The organism is Actinomycetospora sp. TBRC 11914 (assembly GCF_012933465.1).
Lineage (GTDB): Bacteria > Actinomycetota > Actinomycetes > Mycobacteriales > Pseudonocardiaceae > Actinomycetospora.
The window spans coordinates 48,376-65,159 of the sequence record NZ_JABBND010000024.1 but is presented as its reverse complement, the minus strand read 5'-3'; the positions used below and the strand labels follow the sequence as shown (position 1 = coordinate 65,159).

19 protein-coding genes are annotated in these 16,784 nt (G+C 71.9%); 11 read left to right on the top strand and 8 right to left on the bottom strand.

Annotated elements, in window-relative coordinates; all coding sequences use genetic code 11:
- Nucleotides 1-130 precede the first annotated feature (130 nt).
- Nucleotides 131-1,006 carry a DUF1707 domain-containing protein gene (locus HH311_RS27510; protein ID WP_169186908.1) on the top strand — a complete coding sequence of 292 codons (876 nt, stop codon included), beginning with the start codon at nucleotides 131-133 and terminating at the stop codon, nucleotides 1,004-1,006.
- 12 nt (nucleotides 1,007-1,018) lie between these two features.
- On the opposite strand, the gene HH311_RS27505 is transcribed toward HH311_RS27510, so the two are convergent.
- The 3 genes from HH311_RS27505 to HH311_RS27495 form a co-directional block, all read right to left on the bottom strand.
- Complete coding sequence (locus HH311_RS27505; protein WP_169186907.1) at nucleotides 1,019-2,242, bottom strand: acyl-CoA dehydrogenase family protein; 1,224 nt, start codon at nucleotides 2,240-2,242, stop codon at nucleotides 1,019-1,021.
- A 106-nt stretch (nucleotides 2,243-2,348) separates the two neighbouring features.
- Nucleotides 2,349-2,711 carry a cupin domain-containing protein gene (locus HH311_RS27500; RefSeq protein WP_248304279.1) on the bottom strand — a complete coding sequence of 121 codons (363 nt, stop codon included), beginning with the start codon at nucleotides 2,709-2,711 and terminating at the stop codon, nucleotides 2,349-2,351.
- Between the two features lie 151 nt (nucleotides 2,712-2,862).
- Complete coding sequence (locus HH311_RS27495) at nucleotides 2,863-3,573, bottom strand: hypothetical protein (RefSeq protein ID WP_169186906.1); 711 nt, start codon at nucleotides 3,571-3,573, stop codon at nucleotides 2,863-2,865.
- Nucleotides 3,574-3,721: 148 nt separating this feature from the next.
- On the opposite strand from HH311_RS27495, the gene HH311_RS27490 reads away from it, so the two are divergent.
- Complete coding sequence (locus tag HH311_RS27490) at nucleotides 3,722-4,213, top strand: quercetin 2,3-dioxygenase (protein WP_312030446.1); 492 nt, start codon at nucleotides 3,722-3,724, stop codon at nucleotides 4,211-4,213.
- Between the two features lie 473 nt (nucleotides 4,214-4,686).
- Nucleotides 4,687-5,697, top strand: a complete 1,011-nt coding sequence (locus HH311_RS27485; RefSeq protein WP_169186904.1) for a tetratricopeptide repeat protein — start codon at nucleotides 4,687-4,689, stop codon at nucleotides 5,695-5,697.
- A 27-nt stretch (nucleotides 5,698-5,724) separates the two neighbouring features.
- Here HH311_RS27485 and HH311_RS27480 read toward each other — a convergent pair whose 3' ends face one another.
- The gene (locus HH311_RS27480) at nucleotides 5,725-6,183 is read right to left on the bottom strand and encodes a DUF4231 domain-containing protein (protein ID WP_169186903.1); all 459 of its coding nucleotides are present in this window, start codon (nucleotides 6,181-6,183) and stop codon (nucleotides 5,725-5,727) included.
- 154 nt (nucleotides 6,184-6,337) lie between these two features.
- On the opposite strand from HH311_RS27480, the gene fxsT reads away from it, so the two are divergent.
- Both fxsT and HH311_RS27470 read left to right on the top strand, forming a co-directional pair.
- Complete coding sequence (gene fxsT / locus HH311_RS27475; RefSeq protein ID WP_312030447.1) at nucleotides 6,338-7,858, top strand: FxSxx-COOH system tetratricopeptide repeat protein; 1,521 nt, start codon at nucleotides 6,338-6,340, stop codon at nucleotides 7,856-7,858.
- A 32-nt stretch (nucleotides 7,859-7,890) separates the two neighbouring features.
- Nucleotides 7,891-8,898: a tetratricopeptide repeat protein gene (locus HH311_RS27470; protein ID WP_211190890.1), complete on the top strand. Its 1,008-nt coding sequence runs from the start codon at nucleotides 7,891-7,893 to the stop codon at nucleotides 8,896-8,898.
- Nucleotides 8,899-9,238: 340 nt separating this feature from the next.
- On the opposite strand, the gene HH311_RS27465 is transcribed toward HH311_RS27470, so the two are convergent.
- The 4 genes from HH311_RS27465 to HH311_RS27450 form a co-directional block, all read right to left on the bottom strand.
- Entirely contained in the window at nucleotides 9,239-9,430 is a 192-nt protein-coding gene (locus tag HH311_RS27465; RefSeq protein WP_169186859.1) for a hypothetical protein, read from the bottom strand.
- Between the two features lie 108 nt (nucleotides 9,431-9,538).
- Nucleotides 9,539-9,901, bottom strand: a complete 363-nt coding sequence (locus HH311_RS27460; RefSeq protein ID WP_169186900.1) for a hypothetical protein — start codon at nucleotides 9,899-9,901, stop codon at nucleotides 9,539-9,541.
- 261 nt (nucleotides 9,902-10,162) lie between these two features.
- Entirely contained in the window at nucleotides 10,163-10,639 is a 477-nt protein-coding gene (locus HH311_RS27455; RefSeq protein ID WP_169186899.1) for an NUDIX hydrolase, read from the bottom strand.
- A gap of 46 nt (nucleotides 10,640-10,685) precedes the next feature.
- On the bottom strand, nucleotides 10,686-11,906 hold the full coding sequence (locus HH311_RS27450; RefSeq protein WP_169186898.1) for a helix-turn-helix domain-containing protein: 1,221 nt from the start codon (nucleotides 11,904-11,906) through the stop codon (nucleotides 10,686-10,688).
- Between the two features lie 139 nt (nucleotides 11,907-12,045).
- Here HH311_RS27450 and HH311_RS27445 point away from each other — a divergent pair, with 139 nt between their 5' ends.
- The 6 genes from HH311_RS27445 to HH311_RS27420 all read left to right on the top strand — a co-directional run bounded on the left by HH311_RS27445 (nucleotide 12,046) and on the right by HH311_RS27420 (nucleotide 16,766).
- Nucleotides 12,046-12,483 (top strand): plasmid replication, integration and excision activator, encoded by a 438-nt coding sequence (locus HH311_RS27445; RefSeq protein WP_169186897.1) that lies wholly within the window; start codon nucleotides 12,046-12,048, stop codon nucleotides 12,481-12,483.
- Nucleotides 12,483-12,758: a hypothetical protein gene (locus HH311_RS27440; RefSeq protein WP_169186896.1), complete on the top strand. Its 276-nt coding sequence runs from the start codon at nucleotides 12,483-12,485 to the stop codon at nucleotides 12,756-12,758. The genes HH311_RS27445 and HH311_RS27440 overlap by 1 nt, the downstream gene beginning before the upstream one ends.
- Nucleotides 12,755-13,222, top strand: a complete 468-nt coding sequence (locus HH311_RS27435; RefSeq protein ID WP_312030445.1) for a WhiB family transcriptional regulator — start codon at nucleotides 12,755-12,757, stop codon at nucleotides 13,220-13,222. The genes HH311_RS27440 and HH311_RS27435 overlap by 4 nt, the downstream gene beginning before the upstream one ends.
- Nucleotides 13,223-13,351: 129 nt before the next feature.
- Complete coding sequence (locus tag HH311_RS27430; protein WP_169186895.1) at nucleotides 13,352-14,890, top strand: FtsK/SpoIIIE domain-containing protein; 1,539 nt, start codon at nucleotides 13,352-13,354, stop codon at nucleotides 14,888-14,890.
- Nucleotides 14,887-16,581 carry a replication initiator gene (locus HH311_RS27425; protein ID WP_169186894.1) on the top strand — a complete coding sequence of 565 codons (1,695 nt, stop codon included), beginning with the start codon at nucleotides 14,887-14,889 and terminating at the stop codon, nucleotides 16,579-16,581. Before HH311_RS27430 ends, HH311_RS27425 begins: the two co-directional genes overlap by 4 nt.
- A complete protein-coding gene (locus HH311_RS27420; protein ID WP_169186893.1) occupies nucleotides 16,578-16,766 on the top strand; it encodes a helix-turn-helix domain-containing protein in 189 nt (62 codons plus the stop codon). Before HH311_RS27425 ends, HH311_RS27420 begins: the two co-directional genes overlap by 4 nt.
- The last annotated feature ends 18 nt before the right edge of the window (nucleotides 16,767-16,784 follow it).

The window sequence follows — 16,784 nt, the reverse complement described above, 5'->3', positions numbered from 1 at the left end:
GTCCGCCGACCTGCCTCCCGTGCCCATCACCGGCCGGGGTCCCACCCGGGCCGCGCCGAACCCACCTCGGGGTGGAGTTCAGGGTCCGACCCGGAGGTCTCCCGGCCCGGAGGACGGCAGGCTCCGTGACATGACCGACGAGGACCGGCGCGAGCAGGCGCCCACCCCCACCCCCACCGCCCCCGCGCCCGCCTCGCCCACCGGCACCGCCTCGCCCGCCGAGGAGCTCACCCCGACGCCGCCGGCCGGCGCGGCCGAGACCGCCGCGCCCGCCACGACTCCCGAGCCGCAGGACGCGCCGCGGGACGCCCCGCACCCGTCGTCGGGACCCGGGACCTCCGCCGGGCACTCCGGCGACCTGCCCCCGAGCCCGGCCGACCTCCCCGTCGACCACGACGACCGCGAGCACGTCGTCGGCCTGCTCCAGGCGGCCGTCTCCCGCGGGCTCCTCGACACCCTCGAGTTCGACCGCCGGTCGGGCCTCGCGACCACCGCGCGCACCCGCCGCGAGCTCAACGGGCTCGTGGTCGACCTGCCCCTGGAGCACCCCGACCGCGCCCGGGCCCGGACCGCGGCCGAGTCGCGGCAGACCCGGACGAGTGCCGCCCCGCCGCCGGACGAGACGCGCGCCGCCTACGCCGCCGGCGACACCAGCGGCACGGTCGCCCTCCACGCGCGGATGAGCTCGGTGAAGCGGTCCGGGGTGTGGGCGGTGCCGCGCCGGCTCGAGATCGACGGGTGGCTGGGGTCGGCCGAGCTGGACCTCACGGAGGCCGTGATCGACCACGAGGTCGTGGAGGTCGACGTCGACATGACGCTCGGCTCGGTGGAGCTGCGGCTGCCGCCCACGGCGAGCGCCTCGCTCGACGCGGTGAGCGCGACGGCCGGCAGCGTCGAGGACAAGCGCCGCGGCGGCCGGGCGACGGGGCGCCCGCACGTCGTCGTCAGCGGCAAGGTCGCCTTCGGCTCGGTCGAGGTGAAGGGGCCGAAGTGGTGGAAGGGCTGAGCCGACCCCGGCTCAGGTGAAGGCGCTGTGGCCGGTGATCTCGCGGCCCACGATCAGCGTCTGCACCGTCTCGGTGCCCTCGAAGGTGTGGATCGACTCGATGTCGGCCATGTGCCGCATCACGTGGTTGTCGAGGAGGATGCCGTTGCCGCCCAGCAGGTCGCGGGCCTCGGCGATCACCCAGCGGGCCTTGCGGGTGTTGTTCATCTTGGCCAGCCCGGCGATGGTCGGGGCCAGGTCCCCCTGCTCGGCCAGCCGCGCGATCTGCATGCAGTAGAGCTGCATCCCCGTGAGCTCGGCGAGCATCTTGACCAGGCGCTCCTGCACGATCTGGAACGAGGCCAGTGGCCGGCCGAACTGCGTGCGCTCCAGCGCGTAGCGCAGGGCGGCGTCGTAGGCCGCGGTCGCGTGTCCGAGCGCCATCCAGGCGCAGGTGCCGCGGGTGGTGGCGAGCACGCGACCGGTGTCCTTGAACGACTCGCCGCCCGGCAGCCGGTCACGGTCGGGCACGCGCACGCCGTCGAGCACGATGTCCGCCTGCCAGACCGAGCGCATGGATCCCTTGCGGGGGATGACGGTGCCCTCGTACCCCGGCGTGGAGGTGTCGACGAGGAAGCCCTTGACCGCCTGGGTCTCGGTGTCGCGGGCCCAGACCACGGTGCGGCCGGCGATGCTCCCGTTGCCGATCCAGCGCTTGCGGCCGTCGATGACCCAGTCGTCGCCGTCGCGCCGGGCGGTGGTCGACAGCGACACCGAGTCGGACCCGTGCTCGGGCTCGGTGAGCCCGAAGGCGCCGATGAGGTCGAGGCGGGCCATGGCCGGCAGGAACTCCTGCTTCTGCTCCTCCGAGCCCAGCATGGCGATCGCCTTCATCGCCAGGCCCGACTGCACGGCGTGGAACGTCGCGAGGCTGCCGTCACCGCGCGCCAGCTCCATGGCCACGAGCCCGTGGGTCAGCGGGTCGAGGCCGGGGCAGCCGTAGCCGGTGATGTCGTCGCCCACGACGCCGAGGCGGGGCAGGCCGTGGATGACGTCCCACGACATCTCGGCGGCGTCCCACGCCGCGGCCGCCGCGGGGATCACCTCGTGGTCGACGAAGCGCCGCATCGCGGTGAACGTGTCCCACTGCTGCGCGGTGAACTGGTCGCGGACCGAGAAGAAGTCCGTGCCGAGCGCCTCGGTGAGCTGGTGGGGCGTCCCCGACGGGTCGGCGGGGATCGGGGTGTCGACGGCCATGCGGTCCTCCGCGGGTCGGGCGTGCGGGGGTCGTGTGCCCGGCGTCACTGTCCGGCAATCCCCCCGGGCGGGGGTGGCGTCGTCGTCGGTCCCCCCTCCCGCGACCTCAGGTCAGGTAGAGATCGTTCCCGCGGGAGAACTCGACGAAGGTGCAGGGCTCGTCACCGACCGACCAGGCGTCGTGGCCGGGCGGGAGGAGCATCACGTCGTGCGGGCCGAACTCGTCCTCGCTCCCGTCGTCCATCACCACGTGCAGCGTGCCGGACAGCACCAGCGCCACGTGGGGCAGCTCGCAGGACTCGGTGCCGACGTCGGGCTTGAGGTCCTTCGACCACCGCGCGCCCACGCCGAACGTCACCTCCGTGACGCTGACGCCGTCGAGCTCGACCGTCCGCTTCGAGATCGCGCCGTGGGTGTCCGCCGCCGCGGACCCGAGGTGGGCCTTCTGCATCCCGGTCGTCGCCGTCACGTGTGCCTCCTGGGGGCCGTCGGTCGCAGGGGACCCAGTGTCCTGCGCCCCGCCGGGGCCGCACCAGAGGTCGGTGACGCCGCTCGCGGGACCCGTCCGCACGAGCGGACCTCCAGGGCTGCGGCGGGGGCCGTGGGAGTCCGCTCGACGGTCACGCGACCACGCGGTGCCCGTCCTGCCCGAGCCGGGTGCGCAGCTCCGTCGCCAGGTCCAGCAGGTGTCCGAGGAGATCCGGGGTCAGCTCCCCACCACGCCACACCGCGAGGGTGTCCCCCTGGAGCCGGAACGACGTCGTGCGCATGCGCGGGTCGGCGACGAGCCACGCGAGCACCTCGGGCCCGACGGTGGCCGCGGCCGCGACCGGGTGGTCGGTGAGCAGGTCGAAGTGGTCGTCGAAGTCCGGGAGCCCCGTCACGACGGCCCGGCGGTCACGCCCGAGCCGGCGCAGGAAGCGGACACCCCGGTACGGCGACACCTGGACCATCGGGTGCCCGCCGGGGACCGAGGGCGCGACGGTCGTCGCGACCACCGCCTGCGCGACGGTCGTCGGGCCGCCGGTCGACCCGTCGCCGTCGTCGCCCGCGGAACCCGCCGAGCCCACCTGCCGGACGACGTACGAGGCGTCGAAGGCGACCGCCGGCCGGCCGTCGCGGGCGGTCCCGCGCAGGACGTGGCGCTCGGTCGCCCGGTGCTCGGCGGGACCGCACGGGATGGTGCGGACGGAGGGGTCGGTGCTGGTGAACGTCCAGCCTTCGCGCGCGGCCCAGGCCCCGAGCGCCGCTGCCCGCCGACGACGTCGTCGATACCGGACGGCCACGGTGACGCCGATGATGACGACGGCGAGCACCATCATGACGACCATGTCCCTAGTGTGGTCACCGAGAGTCAGAGAACCAGGGCCACCAGGGTGATTACTGGAGAATGATCCGCTACTGTCCTCACTCCAGGTGATGTCCCCCGCCCGTTCCGTCGTCCCGCCCGAGGGCGGGCGTCGATCGAGAGGTCCGCGCGTGTCCGTCAGCGATTCCCTCCGGCCCTACCGCCGGCGCCCCGACGAGGGCGAGGCCCTGTGGTTCCTCGGCACCCTGGCGACGGTCAAGGCGGGCGGCGCCGAGACCCGCGGCCGGCTGACCGTGGTCGAGATCGCCCACCCGGCGGGCTTCGCCCCGCCGCTGCACCGGCACCTCGAGGAGGACGAGGCCTTCTACGTCCTCGCGGGCTCCGCCCGGTTCACCGGCGACGGGGAGACGTTCGAGGCCGGGCCGGGGGACTTCGTCCTGCTGCCCGCCGGCCTGCCGCACACGTTCCTCGTCGGCGTCGACGAACCGCTGCGGGCCCTGCAGATCACCACGCCCGGCGGCTTCGAGGACTTCGCCGCCGAGGTCGGGGAGCCGGCCCGCCGCCGTGAGCTGCCGGTGCCGGGCCCCGTCGACGTCGAGCGTCTCGGCCACGCCGCCGCGCGCCACCAGATCGAGATCCTCGGCCCGCCGCCGACGCACTGACCCCGGCGGCCGACACACGGACGGCCCGCTCGCGGCGCCGACGGGGCGCACGAACGGGCCGTCCGCTCCGCGGGGAGCGTCGCCGAGGACCGGGCTCTCAGGCGATGTGGCGCCCCGAGATCGAGCGGGCGATCACGAGCTGCTGGATCTGCTCGGTGCCCTCGAAGATGTCGTAGATCTGTCGCGGGTCGTCGGCGACCTGCGGTTACCGCGACAGGACCTGCTCCGACCTGGGCCGAAGCTGCTCGACACTTCTCAGCTCCGCTGGGCGCTCTCCGACCTTCGACGGCCTGACGACGGCCTGGGCAGCCTTCGTCTTGCGACTGGCTCGCGAGCTTCCGACGCGGTCCGGTGGTGTCCGTCTCCACAGGTTGGGCTTCGTCCACGGTCGGAAGAATCCGGGGGCGTGCGCCGAGTTGGCTGCAAGTGGCAGCACGCGTGTCCCCAGAGCGCATCGGTGGCACGCTCCCAGTGTGGGCACGTACCTCGGTTCGGTGGCGGCGTTGGTGGTGCGGGCGGAGGCGCCGGAGGTTCCGTGGAACAGCCCTGAGACCTGGCCGGTGTGGGCGCAGTTGCTGCCCCATGCCCTCGCGGTCAGCGCCGGGTCCTACGGCCACGCCGACGAGGACCAGGCGTGCTGGCTGCTGACCAAGAGCGGCGACTACCTGCAGACCCGCGGTGACCCGTGGCGCGCGCTGCCGCTGTTTGAACAAGCCTACGAACGCAACCTCGCGCGCCTCGGCCCCGACCACCAAACGACGCTGTCCTCGGCCAACGACCTCGCCGTCGACCTGCGCGCGGTGGGGCGCTTTGGCCAGGCCCGCACCCTCGACGAGGACACCCTTACCCGCTCCCGCCGGGTCCTGGGCGACGACCACCCCGACACCCTGAGCTCGGCCAACAACCTCGCCCTCGACCTGCGCGAGCTCGGGGACTACGAGCAGGCCCGCACCCTCAACGAGGACACCCTCACCCGCTCCCGCCGGGTCCTGGGCGAGGACCACCCCAGCACCCTGCTCTCGGCCGCCAACCTCGCCCTCGACCTGCACGCGCTCGAGCACTACGAGCAGGCCCGCACCCTCAACGAGGACACCCTCACCCGCTCCCGCCGGGTCCTGGGCGAGGACCACCCCAACACCCTGCTCTCGGCCAACAACCTCGCCCTCGACCTGCACGCGCTCGAGCACTACGAGCAGGCCCGCACCCTCAACGAGGACACCCTCACCCGTAAACGCCGGGTCCTGGGCGAGGACCACCCCAACACCCTGAGCACGGCCAACAACCTCGCCCTCGACCTGCACGCGCTCGGGGACTACGAGCAGGCCCGCACCCTCAACGAGGACACCCTCACCCGTAAACGCCGGGTCCTGGGCGACGACCACCCCAACACCCTGAGCACGGCCAACAACCTCGCCCTCGACCTCGACGTCCTTGGTCGGGCGCAGGAGGCACACGACGTGCGGGCGGGTGCGTGGCGGCTGTAGGCATGGGTCTGCGGCCGCGGCGTGGGACTACTGGGGGCGTGTGCCGGTGTCATAGTCGGCGTCGTGGTTCTCGGTCCAGGAGCTGTGTTCCTGGGCCATGAGCGTCTCGATGCGTGCGGCCAGCACCCCGGTCCGGTCAGGTCCCGTGTAAGGGCCGGCGTGGGCGAGGAAAAGGAACTTCTCCCGCTTGAGCGACTGCAGCACCCCGCGGTAGCCCAGCCAGTCGCGTTGCCAGCCGAACAGCTGCTGCACCCCTTCAGCGATCACCACCAGCGCCGCGAGGACCGCGGTGATCGCCGCCGGCACCTGCAGCGCCGCCACCACCGGCACGGTGGCGCCCACGATGAGCTCGGCGACCTTGAGCCGCTGGAAGGAGGACTTCGCGCGACGACTGGCCTGGCTGTACCACCGCAGTTGGTCCTCCAGCCGCTCCCACGTGGGGTCCGGTCGCTCAGCGCGAGCGGACTCGGCCGCGCCAGATGGCATCGGGCTACTGGGCTCCGAGCGCGACGGTGATGGAGCGGGTTCGTCTGATGCCGTGGTGTCGGCCTGTTCCATCCTGCGCCCCCGGTGGTGTTGCTGTGCGTGACGTTCCGGGATGCTAGGACCCATGGGGGGTAGCCAGGGTCGACCGTTGCGGGTGTTCCTGAGTCACACCAGCGAACTGCGCCGCCATCCTGCCGGGGCGTCGTTCATCGACAAGGTCGAGGCCGCTGTCATTGCGGCCGGTCACGTTCCAGTGGACATGAAGCATTGGAGCGCTGAGCCGCACCCGCCGGTCCAGGTGTGCCGGGAGGCGGTGGAATCCACCGATGTCTATCTCGGGGTGCTCGGCTTCCGCTACGGCTCGACCGTGCCCGATCACCACCCGACCGTGTCCTATACCGAGTTGGAGTTCGACACCGCCCACCGGGCCGGTAAACCACTGCTGGTGTTCCTGCTCGACACCACCGAGGGCCACCGGGAGCTCTTCGCCGAGGTCGAGCACGCCAGGGAGCAAGAAGCATTCCGCCGTCGGGTCGGACAGGCCCGCATCACGCGTGACACGGCCACGAGCCCCGACGAGCTGGCGACACTGGTAGAACGCGCCCTCCACAAGCTCACCGTCACGATCGGCGACAGCCCCGCGACCTCGGCTGGTCTGCGGGTGTGGCGGGTGCCGCCACGCAACCAGGTCTTCACCGGCCGCAGCGAGGTCTTCGCCGTGCTGCGCGCCGCGCTGGAGCAGGGTGAGCGAGCGGTGAGCGTGATCCACGCACTGCACGGCATGGGCGGAGTCGGCAAGACTGCCCTCGCCATCGAATACGCCCACTGCCATGGCGAGGACTATGACCTGGTGTGGTGGGTCCCCTCCGAGGACCCCGCGATGATCCCCGCATCCCTGGCCGAATGCGCCCAAAGCATCGGCCTCGCGGGAACCTCGGAAGCGGTCGGGGTCGCAGTGGCCCGGCTGCACACTTTCTTCCACGACCACGACCGATGGCTGATCTGCTTCGACAACGCCGAAGACCCCGCCACCCTGCTCGAGCACCTACCGGCCGGGCCAGGCCACGTTTTGATCACCTCGCGAAACCCGAACTGGGAGGGCATCGCCGACCCGGTCGCCCTCGACGTCCTCGGTCGCGGTGAGGCGGTCACCCTGCTGCAAGCTCGCGCCCCCGCGCTCTCCGACACCGAGGCAGCACGCGTCGCCGCAGCCCTTGATCGGCTGCCGCTCGCGCTGACCCAGGCCGGCGCTTACCTCGCCGAGAGCGGCATGGACACCGAGCACTACCTACGACTGCTCGACTCCCGCGCGAGGGAGATCACCGCCCGCGGCCGGCCCGCCGACTACCCAACCTCGCTCGCCGCGAGCTGGGGGCTGGTCTTCGACCACCTGGCCGATGACGAGCCGGCTGCGCTGCAGCTACTGACCATTGGCGCCTATCTGGCGCCAGAACCCATCCCCTTTAGCCTGTTCACCGGCCACACCGACCTGCTGCCCGACCCCCTCGCAGCGGTCGCGGGCGACCCGCTGGCCTTCACCGACCTCACCGGCCAGCTACGTCGCCGCGCCCTCGCCCGAATCGACACCGACTCGCTGACCCTTCACCGCCTGGTCCAGGCCCTCCTGCGTGAGCGCCACGATCGAGAACACGACAACGGCGCCGATGCCCCATGAACGTGCATCTCGGTTCGGTGGCGGTGTCGTTGGTGCGAGCGGAGGCGCCGGAGGTTCCGTGGAACAGCCCTGAGACCTGGCCGGTGTGGGCGCAACTGCTGCCCCATGCCCTCGCGGTCAGCACCGGGTCCTACGCCCACGCCAACGAGGACCAGGCGTGCTGGCTGCTGACCAAAAGCGGCGACTACCTCCAGACCCGCGGTGACCCCTGGCGCGCGCTGCCGCTGTTTGAACAAGCCCACGAACGCAACCTCGCGCGCCTCGGCCCCGACCACCAAACGACGCTGTCCTCGGCCAACGACCTCGCCATCGACTTACGCGCGGTGGGGCGCTTTGGCCAGGCCCGCACCCTCGACGAGGACACCCTTACCCGCTCCCGCCGGGTCCTGGGCGAGGACCACCCCCACACCCTGAGCACGGCCAACAACCTCGCCAACGACCTGCGCGCGCTCAGGGACTACGAGCAGGCCCGCACCCTCGACGAGGACACCCTCACCCGCACCCGCCGGGTCCTGGGCGAGGACCACCCCGACACCCTGAGCTCGGCCAACAACCTCGCCCTCGACCTGCACGCGCTCGGGGACTACGAGCAGGCCCGCACCCTCAACGAGGACACCCTCACCCGCTTCCGCCGGGTCCTGGGCGAGGACCACCCCGACACCCTGAGCACGGCCAACAACCTCGCCCTCGACCTGCGCGAGCTCGGGGACTACGAGCAGGCCCGCACCCTCAACGAGGACACCCTCACCCGTAAACGCCGGGTCCTGGGCGAGGACCACCCCCACACCCTGCTCTCGGCCAACAACCTCGCCATCGACCTGCGCGAGCTCGGGGACTACGAGCAGGCCCGCACCCTCAACGAGGACACCCTCACCCGCCGCCGCCGGGTCCTGGGCGAGGACCACCCCGACACCCTGACCTCAGCCAACAACCTCGCCACCGACCTGCACGCGCTCGGGGACCACGAGCAGGCCCGCACCCTTGACGAGGAAGTACGTCAGCGCCGACAAGCGAACGAGGACCGGCCCTCGAAGAATTAGGTCCGCCACGGTGCGCAGCCGGCAGGCCCCGGCCCGCCGAAGCGGAGCGGGAGGCCAGGGCCGAGGGCCGTGCCGGCGCGGCGCCGGAGGCGCCGCCTTGACTGAAGAGAGGTCAACTCGGCAACGCGCTCACGCTCGCCCGGGAACTCGCGGTCGCGCACGCCGAAGACGTCGGCGCCTGCGTGCGTCCCGCAACGGACGCTGCCCGCCCTTAGGAGTTACTTGGGCTGCGCAAGCGCCCTCGGGCCCGGTGTTCTGCCGTGGCTGGAGTGCCGCGGCGCCGTGACGACGTTTGGCCCGGCCCCGCGAGTGTCGGGGCCGGGCTAGCGGTGAGGACGGGTCAGCGGCCGGTCGTGCCAGTCGTGCCGGTGCCGGTCTTGCCGGTGCCGTTGTCGGCGTGGCCGGTCCCGTCGGTGCCCTTCACGATATCGGTGCCGGGCTTGCCGTTCGTGCCCGTCGTGCCCGTCGTGCCCGTCGTGCCGGTGGTCGTGCAGGTCGTGCCGGAGGTGCAGGTCGTACCGGCCTTGTCCACAACCACAGTTCCAGGGTCCTGGAGCACAGCGCCGGGGTCCGGGTGGAGCACAGGGCCGGGGTCCTGGTGGGGCTCTCCTGAAGAGAGGTCAACCCGGCACGGCGGCGGCTACAGGACCTCGCGGTAGGCGGTGACGTCGCTGATCCCGTGGCGCTCCTGCTGCACGACTGCGGCGAGGTAGTCCGCACGGGCCTGCTCGGCGGTGATGTCGAGCGCGCACGCGACATGGTTCCAGGACGAACCGGCGCGTCGGGCGGCGTAGACGGCCTGCCACTGCCAGCCGCGGAGCAGCGCGACGAGCTCGGAGCCGGCGCGCAGTGCGTCGAGCGGGTCGACGTCAGGAGTCGTGTGCAGCCCACGTCGGAGGACGTCGCGGTCGTGTTCGGTGGTCGCGGTACTGAGGGCGCGGGTCAGGGTGTCGCGGGCGGACCAGTTCTCCCAGGTGGCGAGGAGATCGCGAAGCATGGTCATGGGGGCCTCCAAGCGCAGCCGGGGTCTGTCGGCCCCGGAGGTGGTGGCGGGGTGCTGCCCCCGCCGCGCTTGGAGCGCCTGAGCACGGGCGTCGAGGCTCGCGATCAAGGGCGGACGGAGTCCGTCGCGCAGCGATGCGAAGCACCCTTGAACGTGAGGACGCCCGTGTGACGCTCCGGGGCCGACAGACCGCCCGCCGAAGGCGGTCCATCGCGGTTGGCCTCGGCCCCGCGCGGCCATGAGCGCGGAGGCGACCCAGGATCAGACCAGCGCCGGCCCAGGGAACGGAACACCGTGCTCGAAGTACGCTCCACCTTCGGTGTCCCCGGCCATCAGTGAGCCGACGCGGCGGGCAAGACGGGGGATGAGGTACTCGTCGAGTCGGTCGCGTCCGACCCATTCCCAGCGGTCGAGTTCGCGCCCGTCGAGCTGGATACGGGCCTCGTCCTCGCCGAGCGGACCGCAGTCGAAGACGAACAGCAGCTTGTCACCCTCGCGGTCGTTGGGAGCCCAGTCCACGGCGGCCAGGCGAAGCGGTTCGCGATCGAGAGCGAGTTCTTCCCGTACCTCGCGTCGACAGGCCGACGCTGGCGACTCGCCTCGCTCGACGTACCCGCCGGGGATGTCCCAGGTGTCCTTGTAGGTCGGGTGCACGAGCAGGACCCGACCCGAGGCATCGAGGAAGAAGGCTCCGGCCGCGACGCGCGGCGTAGCGAACGAGTCCTCCGGTGCGCTCATGCCCGTGAGGGTACTGACGGCCGGGCGCCGGCTCAGGTGTGCCTGTTCAAGCGGCGAGCCGCAGGCGATGGGCCAAAGCGCCCAACTCGGTCGTGACGGTGCCGCGAGGGTTCTTCATCCACGAGAGCACAAGCTGGCGGCTGATGAAGTGGTGGCGGACCTGCTCGGGGGCGAGCCTTTCCGCGTCGAGAACGGTGACGAGTGCCTGGTCGCGTCGTCCGGACACCGAGAGGGCGCGCGCGGTCTCCAGGGCGTGGCGGACCCGCCGTTCGGTTGGGAGGCCGGACGTGTCGACCGTGGGGCCGAGGTCGGCCGCGACCTGCACGTCGCCGAGTTCCATCGCGGTCGCAACGCGGTGGATGGCGACGTTGGTCGGGCCGAAGGCGGTCCACATGTGGTTGGCGTCAGCGCCGAGGTAACCGGCGGCCCGCTGCGCCTGCTCGAGGAAGTCCCGGGTCATGCCGCGATCGTCCATGCGAGACGACGCCATGGCCCCCGCTAGGAACAGCGACCCATACACCGACCAGAGTCGGGTGTCGGCGCCGCCGAGTGAGCCCGAGAGATGGTCGGAGCCGTCGGCGGTCAGCTGGACCGCGGCGTCGTAGCGGCCGGTCGAGAGCAGGGAGTGCACGACCGACCGGAGCAGAGACCCCATGACGGGGAGGCTCCCGGAGCGTTGCGCTGCGGCGAGTCCACGGTCAGCCGCCATCCACGCGAGATCGCACTCCCCCAGCTTCGTCAGCGTGGACGCCGAGACCTGGTAGGCGAGTGCGAGCATTGCGTGTGCGCGTTCGCCGGCCGGTCCGTCGTAGAAGTCGGCGGCGGCGAGCGCGTCGGTGAGCAGCAGCGGCATACGCGTGGTGACGAATCCGAACCGGGACGCCTGGTAGGCGTCGAAGACCGCTGCGACGTCACGCTCGATGTTGTCCAGGGCCGGTGCCTCGGTCGCTACCGAAGCCCGACGCAAGACGCTGTTGAGCTGGCGATAGTCCATCAACACGGCGCGGAGAGCGGGGACGGTGCTCGTTCCGCTCTCGGCGGTCCAGTCGAGCAAGGTCGGTTCACCGAGGAGGTCACCGAGCGAGACATCGAGGACGTCGGCGAACTTCCGGATCACCGAGAGCCGGTCGAGTTCGGCCCGGTTGTTCTCGATCTTGCTCAGCCAGTCCTCGGTTCGGCCGACCAGCCCGGCCACGACACTCTGGGACAGGCCGCGACGGCGGCGGTAGAACGCCACGCGCTCGCCGATGGTCAGTGATTCGGTCATGCCTCGCATGGCAACAACCTCCCTCCGCCCCGGCGAAGGACCCCGGAATTTTCTTCCGGGTCGACCCCCGTGACCGCTCCGACGCTAGACGCAGACCCCGACCAGCGGGTCTCGATTCAGCGAAGTGGAGCAATCGATCATGGCAATCAAGCGGCGTCTGCGGGTGGCGATGGAAGACGTGTTCCCGCACGGCGCGTTCCTGACCACCGACGGCGCAGAGCCCGTCCGCGACTTCGATCGGTCGAGCAAGGACAAGTTCGTGCAGCAGCACGACACCGTGACGGGGCTGCCGCTGTGGGAGGTCGGGGTCCACGACCCGGACCCCGAGGCCCGCAAGGCCGAGCGGTCGGTGACGGTGAAGATCGCGGCCGAGGTGCAGCCGGTGCCCCCGGAAGCGCTGCCCGGTCTGCCGTTCCGGCCGGTGGAGTTCGAGGGCCTGGAGGTCACCCCGTACCTGGACTCCAACAGCCCGCGACCGCGGGTGGCGTTCAGCCTGCGCGCGACTGGGATGCACGCCCCCGGCCAGAACCGCCGCCACGCCACGTCGTCGGGCAAGTCGGCTGAGGCGGTGGCCTGATGCGCGGGCTGTCGGTGCGCCTGACCCCGATCGGGCGGGCCGAGGTGATCACCCCGCCGGATCAGACCCCGATCCTCGACGTCGTCGAGGACGCCCGCACAGTGCTCACCCTGACCCCGCGGCACCTCGACGAGGTCAGCGACGAGGAGCTGGAAGCAGCCCGCTCCCTGCTCGCCGCCCTGCAGGTGTTCGTCGAGGCGTGCGAGCGCTGGACGGTTCCCGCCGCCACGGTCGCGGCGCGCGTACCCGGTCCTGCTTCGGGGGGTGCGGCGTGAGCACCGTCGACCCGACGACCCGCCCGGTCCGCTCGGTGCGGCGGATGACCCGTGAGCGGCTGCGGTCCCTGGTCCGCGAGCTGGTCTTCGAGGGCGGCTCGGTCCCCGACTGGCACGAGGACGCCGCGTGCGCGGGGATGGACGAGACGGTGTTCTTCCCGCCCACCGAGACCGGACTCCTCGGCGCTGCCCGGGTGGAGCAGGCCAAGCAGGTCTGTGCCGGGTGCCCGGTGCAGGCGGCGTGCCTGGCTGAGGCGATGACCCGCGAGCCCCCGTTGGCGCGCTATGGCGTGTTCGGCGGGCTGTCCGCCACCGAGCGGGGCCGGCTCTACGTGCAGCTCCGCGACCACGCCCGCCACCTCGACGCCCTCGCCGACATGCCGAGCCGTCGGGCGCGGTGGCGTGAGCGCCGTCGAGATAGTCGCCGCGCGCTGCGAGGTCTGCCGCGCCCGCCTCAGCGATGACCGCCCCCGCCGCGACCGACGACGGTGTGCCGGCCACCTCGACCAACAGCCCCTCTTCCCCCTCACCGCCCTGCACCCCACCCGGTGTGGACGCTCCCGGAAGGCCTCCTGATGTCTCCGCTTCTTGGGTTGCAGCTTTTCGACACCTCCGCGCTGCGCGGCACCACCGTCCGCCGCCGCGCCGACATCCAGCCCACCCGCATCGAACGCCCCATCACCCTCGGCGCCCGCCTCCGCCGGTCCGCGTTGGCCGCCACCGTCCGCCTGATCGCCCTGACGGTGTGGGCCGCGGGCATGGCCGTGTGGTTCCTGGCCTATGTCCCCCTCGTCGGCGCCGCGTTCGCCGGGGTCGTGGTGCTGTGGAACCTGGAGGGCCGCATGGCCGGCCTCGCCTTCGCCGCGGTGTTGCTCGCAGCTGGGGCTGGGTGGCGATGGATGTGGCCGGACTCGTTCGACCGGCTCGTCGAGTCCCGGGCGGACCGGTTCGCCCGCCGCGTCCGCTACCGCTGGACCTGGAGCGACCTGTTGGCCTCCTGCGGGCTCGCCGCCCGCGACGCCCACCACACCGTTCGGGTTCCGCGGTTGTGGTGGGTCCAGCTGGGTCGCTATGCCGACGTCCTGTCGGTGCAGCTCTGTCCCGGGGTGACCGCCGAGGACCTCGCGGAACGCTGTGATGCGTTGCGCTCGGAGTTCCATGCCCTGGAGGTCCGCGTCCTGCCCTACCCGACGCGGCGGGGGTGGTGTCTGCTGCGGGTGATCGCCGCCGACACCCTGCTCGACGGCGTCGCGCCACCCCGCACTCCCGATGATGTCGACCTGTCCGCGCTGGAGCTTGGGCAGCGCGAGGACGGCACGCCGTGGCTGCTCCAGCTCCGCGGCCGCCACCTCCTCGTCGCCGGCGCGACCGGGGCGGGGAAGTCGACGGTGGTGGCGGCGTTGTTCACTCAGCTCGCGCCGGCGATTGCGGCGGGGTCGGTGCGGGTGATCGGGATCGACCCGAAGGGCGGCATGGAGTTCGGGCTCTACCCCGGCCTGTTCTGGCACCTTGCGTGCGAAACGGATGCCGAGATGGTTGAGGCCCTGGAACTGGCCGCCGACCTCGTCCAGGCCCGAGCCAAGGAGCTCCGCGGGGTCTCCCGCCAGCACGTCCCGACGGTCGCCGAGCCGTTCTACCTGGTGGTGGTCGACGAGATCGCCTCGCTGACCGCCTATCTCGGGGATCGGCAGCTGCGTGATCGGGCCAAGCTCGCGCTGGGCCGGCTGCTGACCAAGGGCCGCGCCCCCGGCGTCTCGGTGGTCGGGTGTGTGCAGGACCCCCGCAAGGACGTCCTGGAGCTGCGGAACCTGTTCACCACCCGCATCGCCCTACGCCTGTCCGAGAAGTCCGAGGTGGCGATGGTCCTCGGCGACGGGGCCCGCGACCGCGGCGCCACCGCCGACCGCATCCCGATCACCGCGCCCGGGATCGGTTACGTCATCGAGGACGGCTCCCCGACCGTGACCAAGGTCAGGGCCGGGTTCGTCGACGACGACCAACTCGCCTGGCTCGCCGACACCTACCCCACCCCCTCCCGGCTGGTCCCGGACGTCATCGACGGCGAAATCCTCGACGACACCGCCGACCAGCCCGAGGACACCCCTCGGCCGCGCCGCAAGGCCCGCCGATGACCGCCCCCGAGACGGTCCAGGAGCCGGGGCCGGTGCCGGTCGGGAAGATCACCGCCCCACTCGCCCGGGAACTGGCGATCACGCACGCCGAAGAGGTCGGCGCCTGCGTGCGTCCGCTCGCGGTCCGACGGATCGACACCGAGACCGGACAGGCCACGGTGGTCCCGATCCCCTGCGGGGCCACCCGGGCGGCGGTCTGTGGACCGTGCGCGGCTCGGGCGCGGCGGTTGCGGATGCACCAGGCCCGCGAAGGCTGGCACCTGTCCGAGGAACCCACCATCACCACCGCCGAACCCACCGTGCGGCAACGGGCCCTGCTCGGCCACCGCGCCGACCTCGAAGACGACCACGCCGCCGCGCTCGAGCACGGCGACACCGACCGCGCCCGCGACCTCGAGGCGGCCATCGACCAAGCCGACGCCCTGCTGCGCGCCGAAGGCATCCGCGGCACCCTCACCACCCCCCGCCATCCGCGCGGCGAAGAAGACGACGGGGAGCAGGGGCCGAAGCGGAGGACCCGCAGCACCCGACGCCGTCAGGACGCCCCCAACCTGCCTCGGCACAAGGTCCGCGCCCAGACCACCGGGCGGGTGTTCGAGGCCCCCAACGGGCGGACCTACCGGCCCTCGACCTTCGTGACGATGACCCTGCCCTCGTACGGGCCGGTCCGCTCCGACGGCGCCCCACGCGACCCCGACCGCTACGACTACCGCCGCGCCGCCCGCGACGCGCTGCACTTCGGCAAGCTCGTCGATCGGTTCTGGCAGAACCTGCGCCGAGCCGCCGGCTGGAACATCCAGTACTTCGCCGCCGTCGAACCCCAACGCCGCGGCGCACCACACCTGCACGCCGCCATCCGCGGCACCCTCCCGCGCAAGTTGATCCGTGAGGTCGCCGCCGCCACCTACCACCAAGTCTGGTGGCCCCCAGCCGACCAACCCGTCTACACGGTGGAGAACCCGCCAGTCTGGGACGAGACCCGCAAGCACTCCTGCTACGTCGACCCCGACACCGGGCTCCCGCTCCCAACCTGGGAGCAGGCCCTCGACACCCACACCACCGGCGACGACGCCATCCCCGCCCACGTGCTCGGGTTCGGCCCACAGGTCGACGTTCAAGGCGTCCTCGGCGAGACCGGCGAAGCCGAACGGGCGCTGGGCTACCTGACCAAGTACCTGACCAAGGGCGTCGCCGAGTGCCACGCACCGGAGACGCCGGCCGCCGAACATCACGTCGACCGGCTCGTCGACGCGCTCCGGTACGAGCCGTGCTCAGAGACCTGCCCGAACTGGCTCCTGTACGGCATCACCCCGAAGGGCGCCCGGGCCGGGCTCGCCCCGGGCAAGTGCAAGGCCAAGGCACACAAGGCCGGACACCTCGGATACGGCGGCCGCCGCTGCCTCGTCTCGCGGAAGTGGTCCGGCAAGACCCTCACCGAACACCGCGGCGAACGCCGCACCCACGTCCTGCGCGTCCTCGGCGCCGTCGGCGCCAAGCCCGAACACGACACCGACGAAGCCGACTCCGAGCGCTACACCTGGCAGCTCATCGGACCCCAAGACCCCGACCAACCCGACCGGCTCGAACTACTCCTCCGATCGATCGCCCAACGCCGCCGATGGCGCCAGCAGTACGACCAAGCCAAGGACGACGTCAGCTCGGCAACTCACGATCAAGGAGCAGCAGCATGACGACCACACCGACGGAGGGTCTCTGGTCGGTCGACGACGTCTCGGCCTACCTCGGCATCCCTGTGAAGACGCTCTACCAGTGGAAGTGGCGCGGCGAGGGTCCTCCGGTCCGGAAGATCGGTCGTCACCTCCGGTACGCGCCTGATCAGGTCCGGGCATGGGCGACCCAGCCCGAAGCGGCGTGATCACTCATGGGCCACGTA

Coding starts and splice junctions, on each gene's coding strand:
- HH311_RS27510 (WP_169186908.1), top strand. CDS start 131: ATGACCGACGAGGACCGGCGCGAGCAGGCGCCCACCCCCACCCCCACC.
- HH311_RS27505 (WP_169186907.1), bottom strand. CDS start 2,242: ATGGCCGTCGACACCCCGATCCCCGCCGACCCGTCGGGGACGCCCCAC.
- HH311_RS27495 (WP_169186906.1), bottom strand. CDS start 3,573: ATGGTCGTCATGATGGTGCTCGCCGTCGTCATCATCGGCGTCACCGTG.
- HH311_RS27480 (WP_169186903.1), bottom strand. CDS start 6,183: ATGCCATCTGGCGCGGCCGAGTCCGCTCGCGCTGAGCGACCGGACCCC.
- HH311_RS27460 (WP_169186900.1), bottom strand. CDS start 9,901: ATGACCATGCTTCGCGATCTCCTCGCCACCTGGGAGAACTGGTCCGCC.
- HH311_RS27455 (WP_169186899.1), bottom strand. CDS start 10,639: ATGAGCGCACCGGAGGACTCGTTCGCTACGCCGCGCGTCGCGGCCGGA.
- HH311_RS27450 (WP_169186898.1), bottom strand. CDS start 11,906: ATGACCGAATCACTGACCATCGGCGAGCGCGTGGCGTTCTACCGCCGC.
- HH311_RS27445 (WP_169186897.1), top strand. CDS start 12,046: ATGGCAATCAAGCGGCGTCTGCGGGTGGCGATGGAAGACGTGTTCCCG.
- HH311_RS27440 (WP_169186896.1), top strand. CDS start 12,483: ATGCGCGGGCTGTCGGTGCGCCTGACCCCGATCGGGCGGGCCGAGGTG.
- HH311_RS27425 (WP_169186894.1), top strand. CDS start 14,887: ATGACCGCCCCCGAGACGGTCCAGGAGCCGGGGCCGGTGCCGGTCGGG.
- HH311_RS27420 (WP_169186893.1), top strand. CDS start 16,578: ATGACGACCACACCGACGGAGGGTCTCTGGTCGGTCGACGACGTCTCG.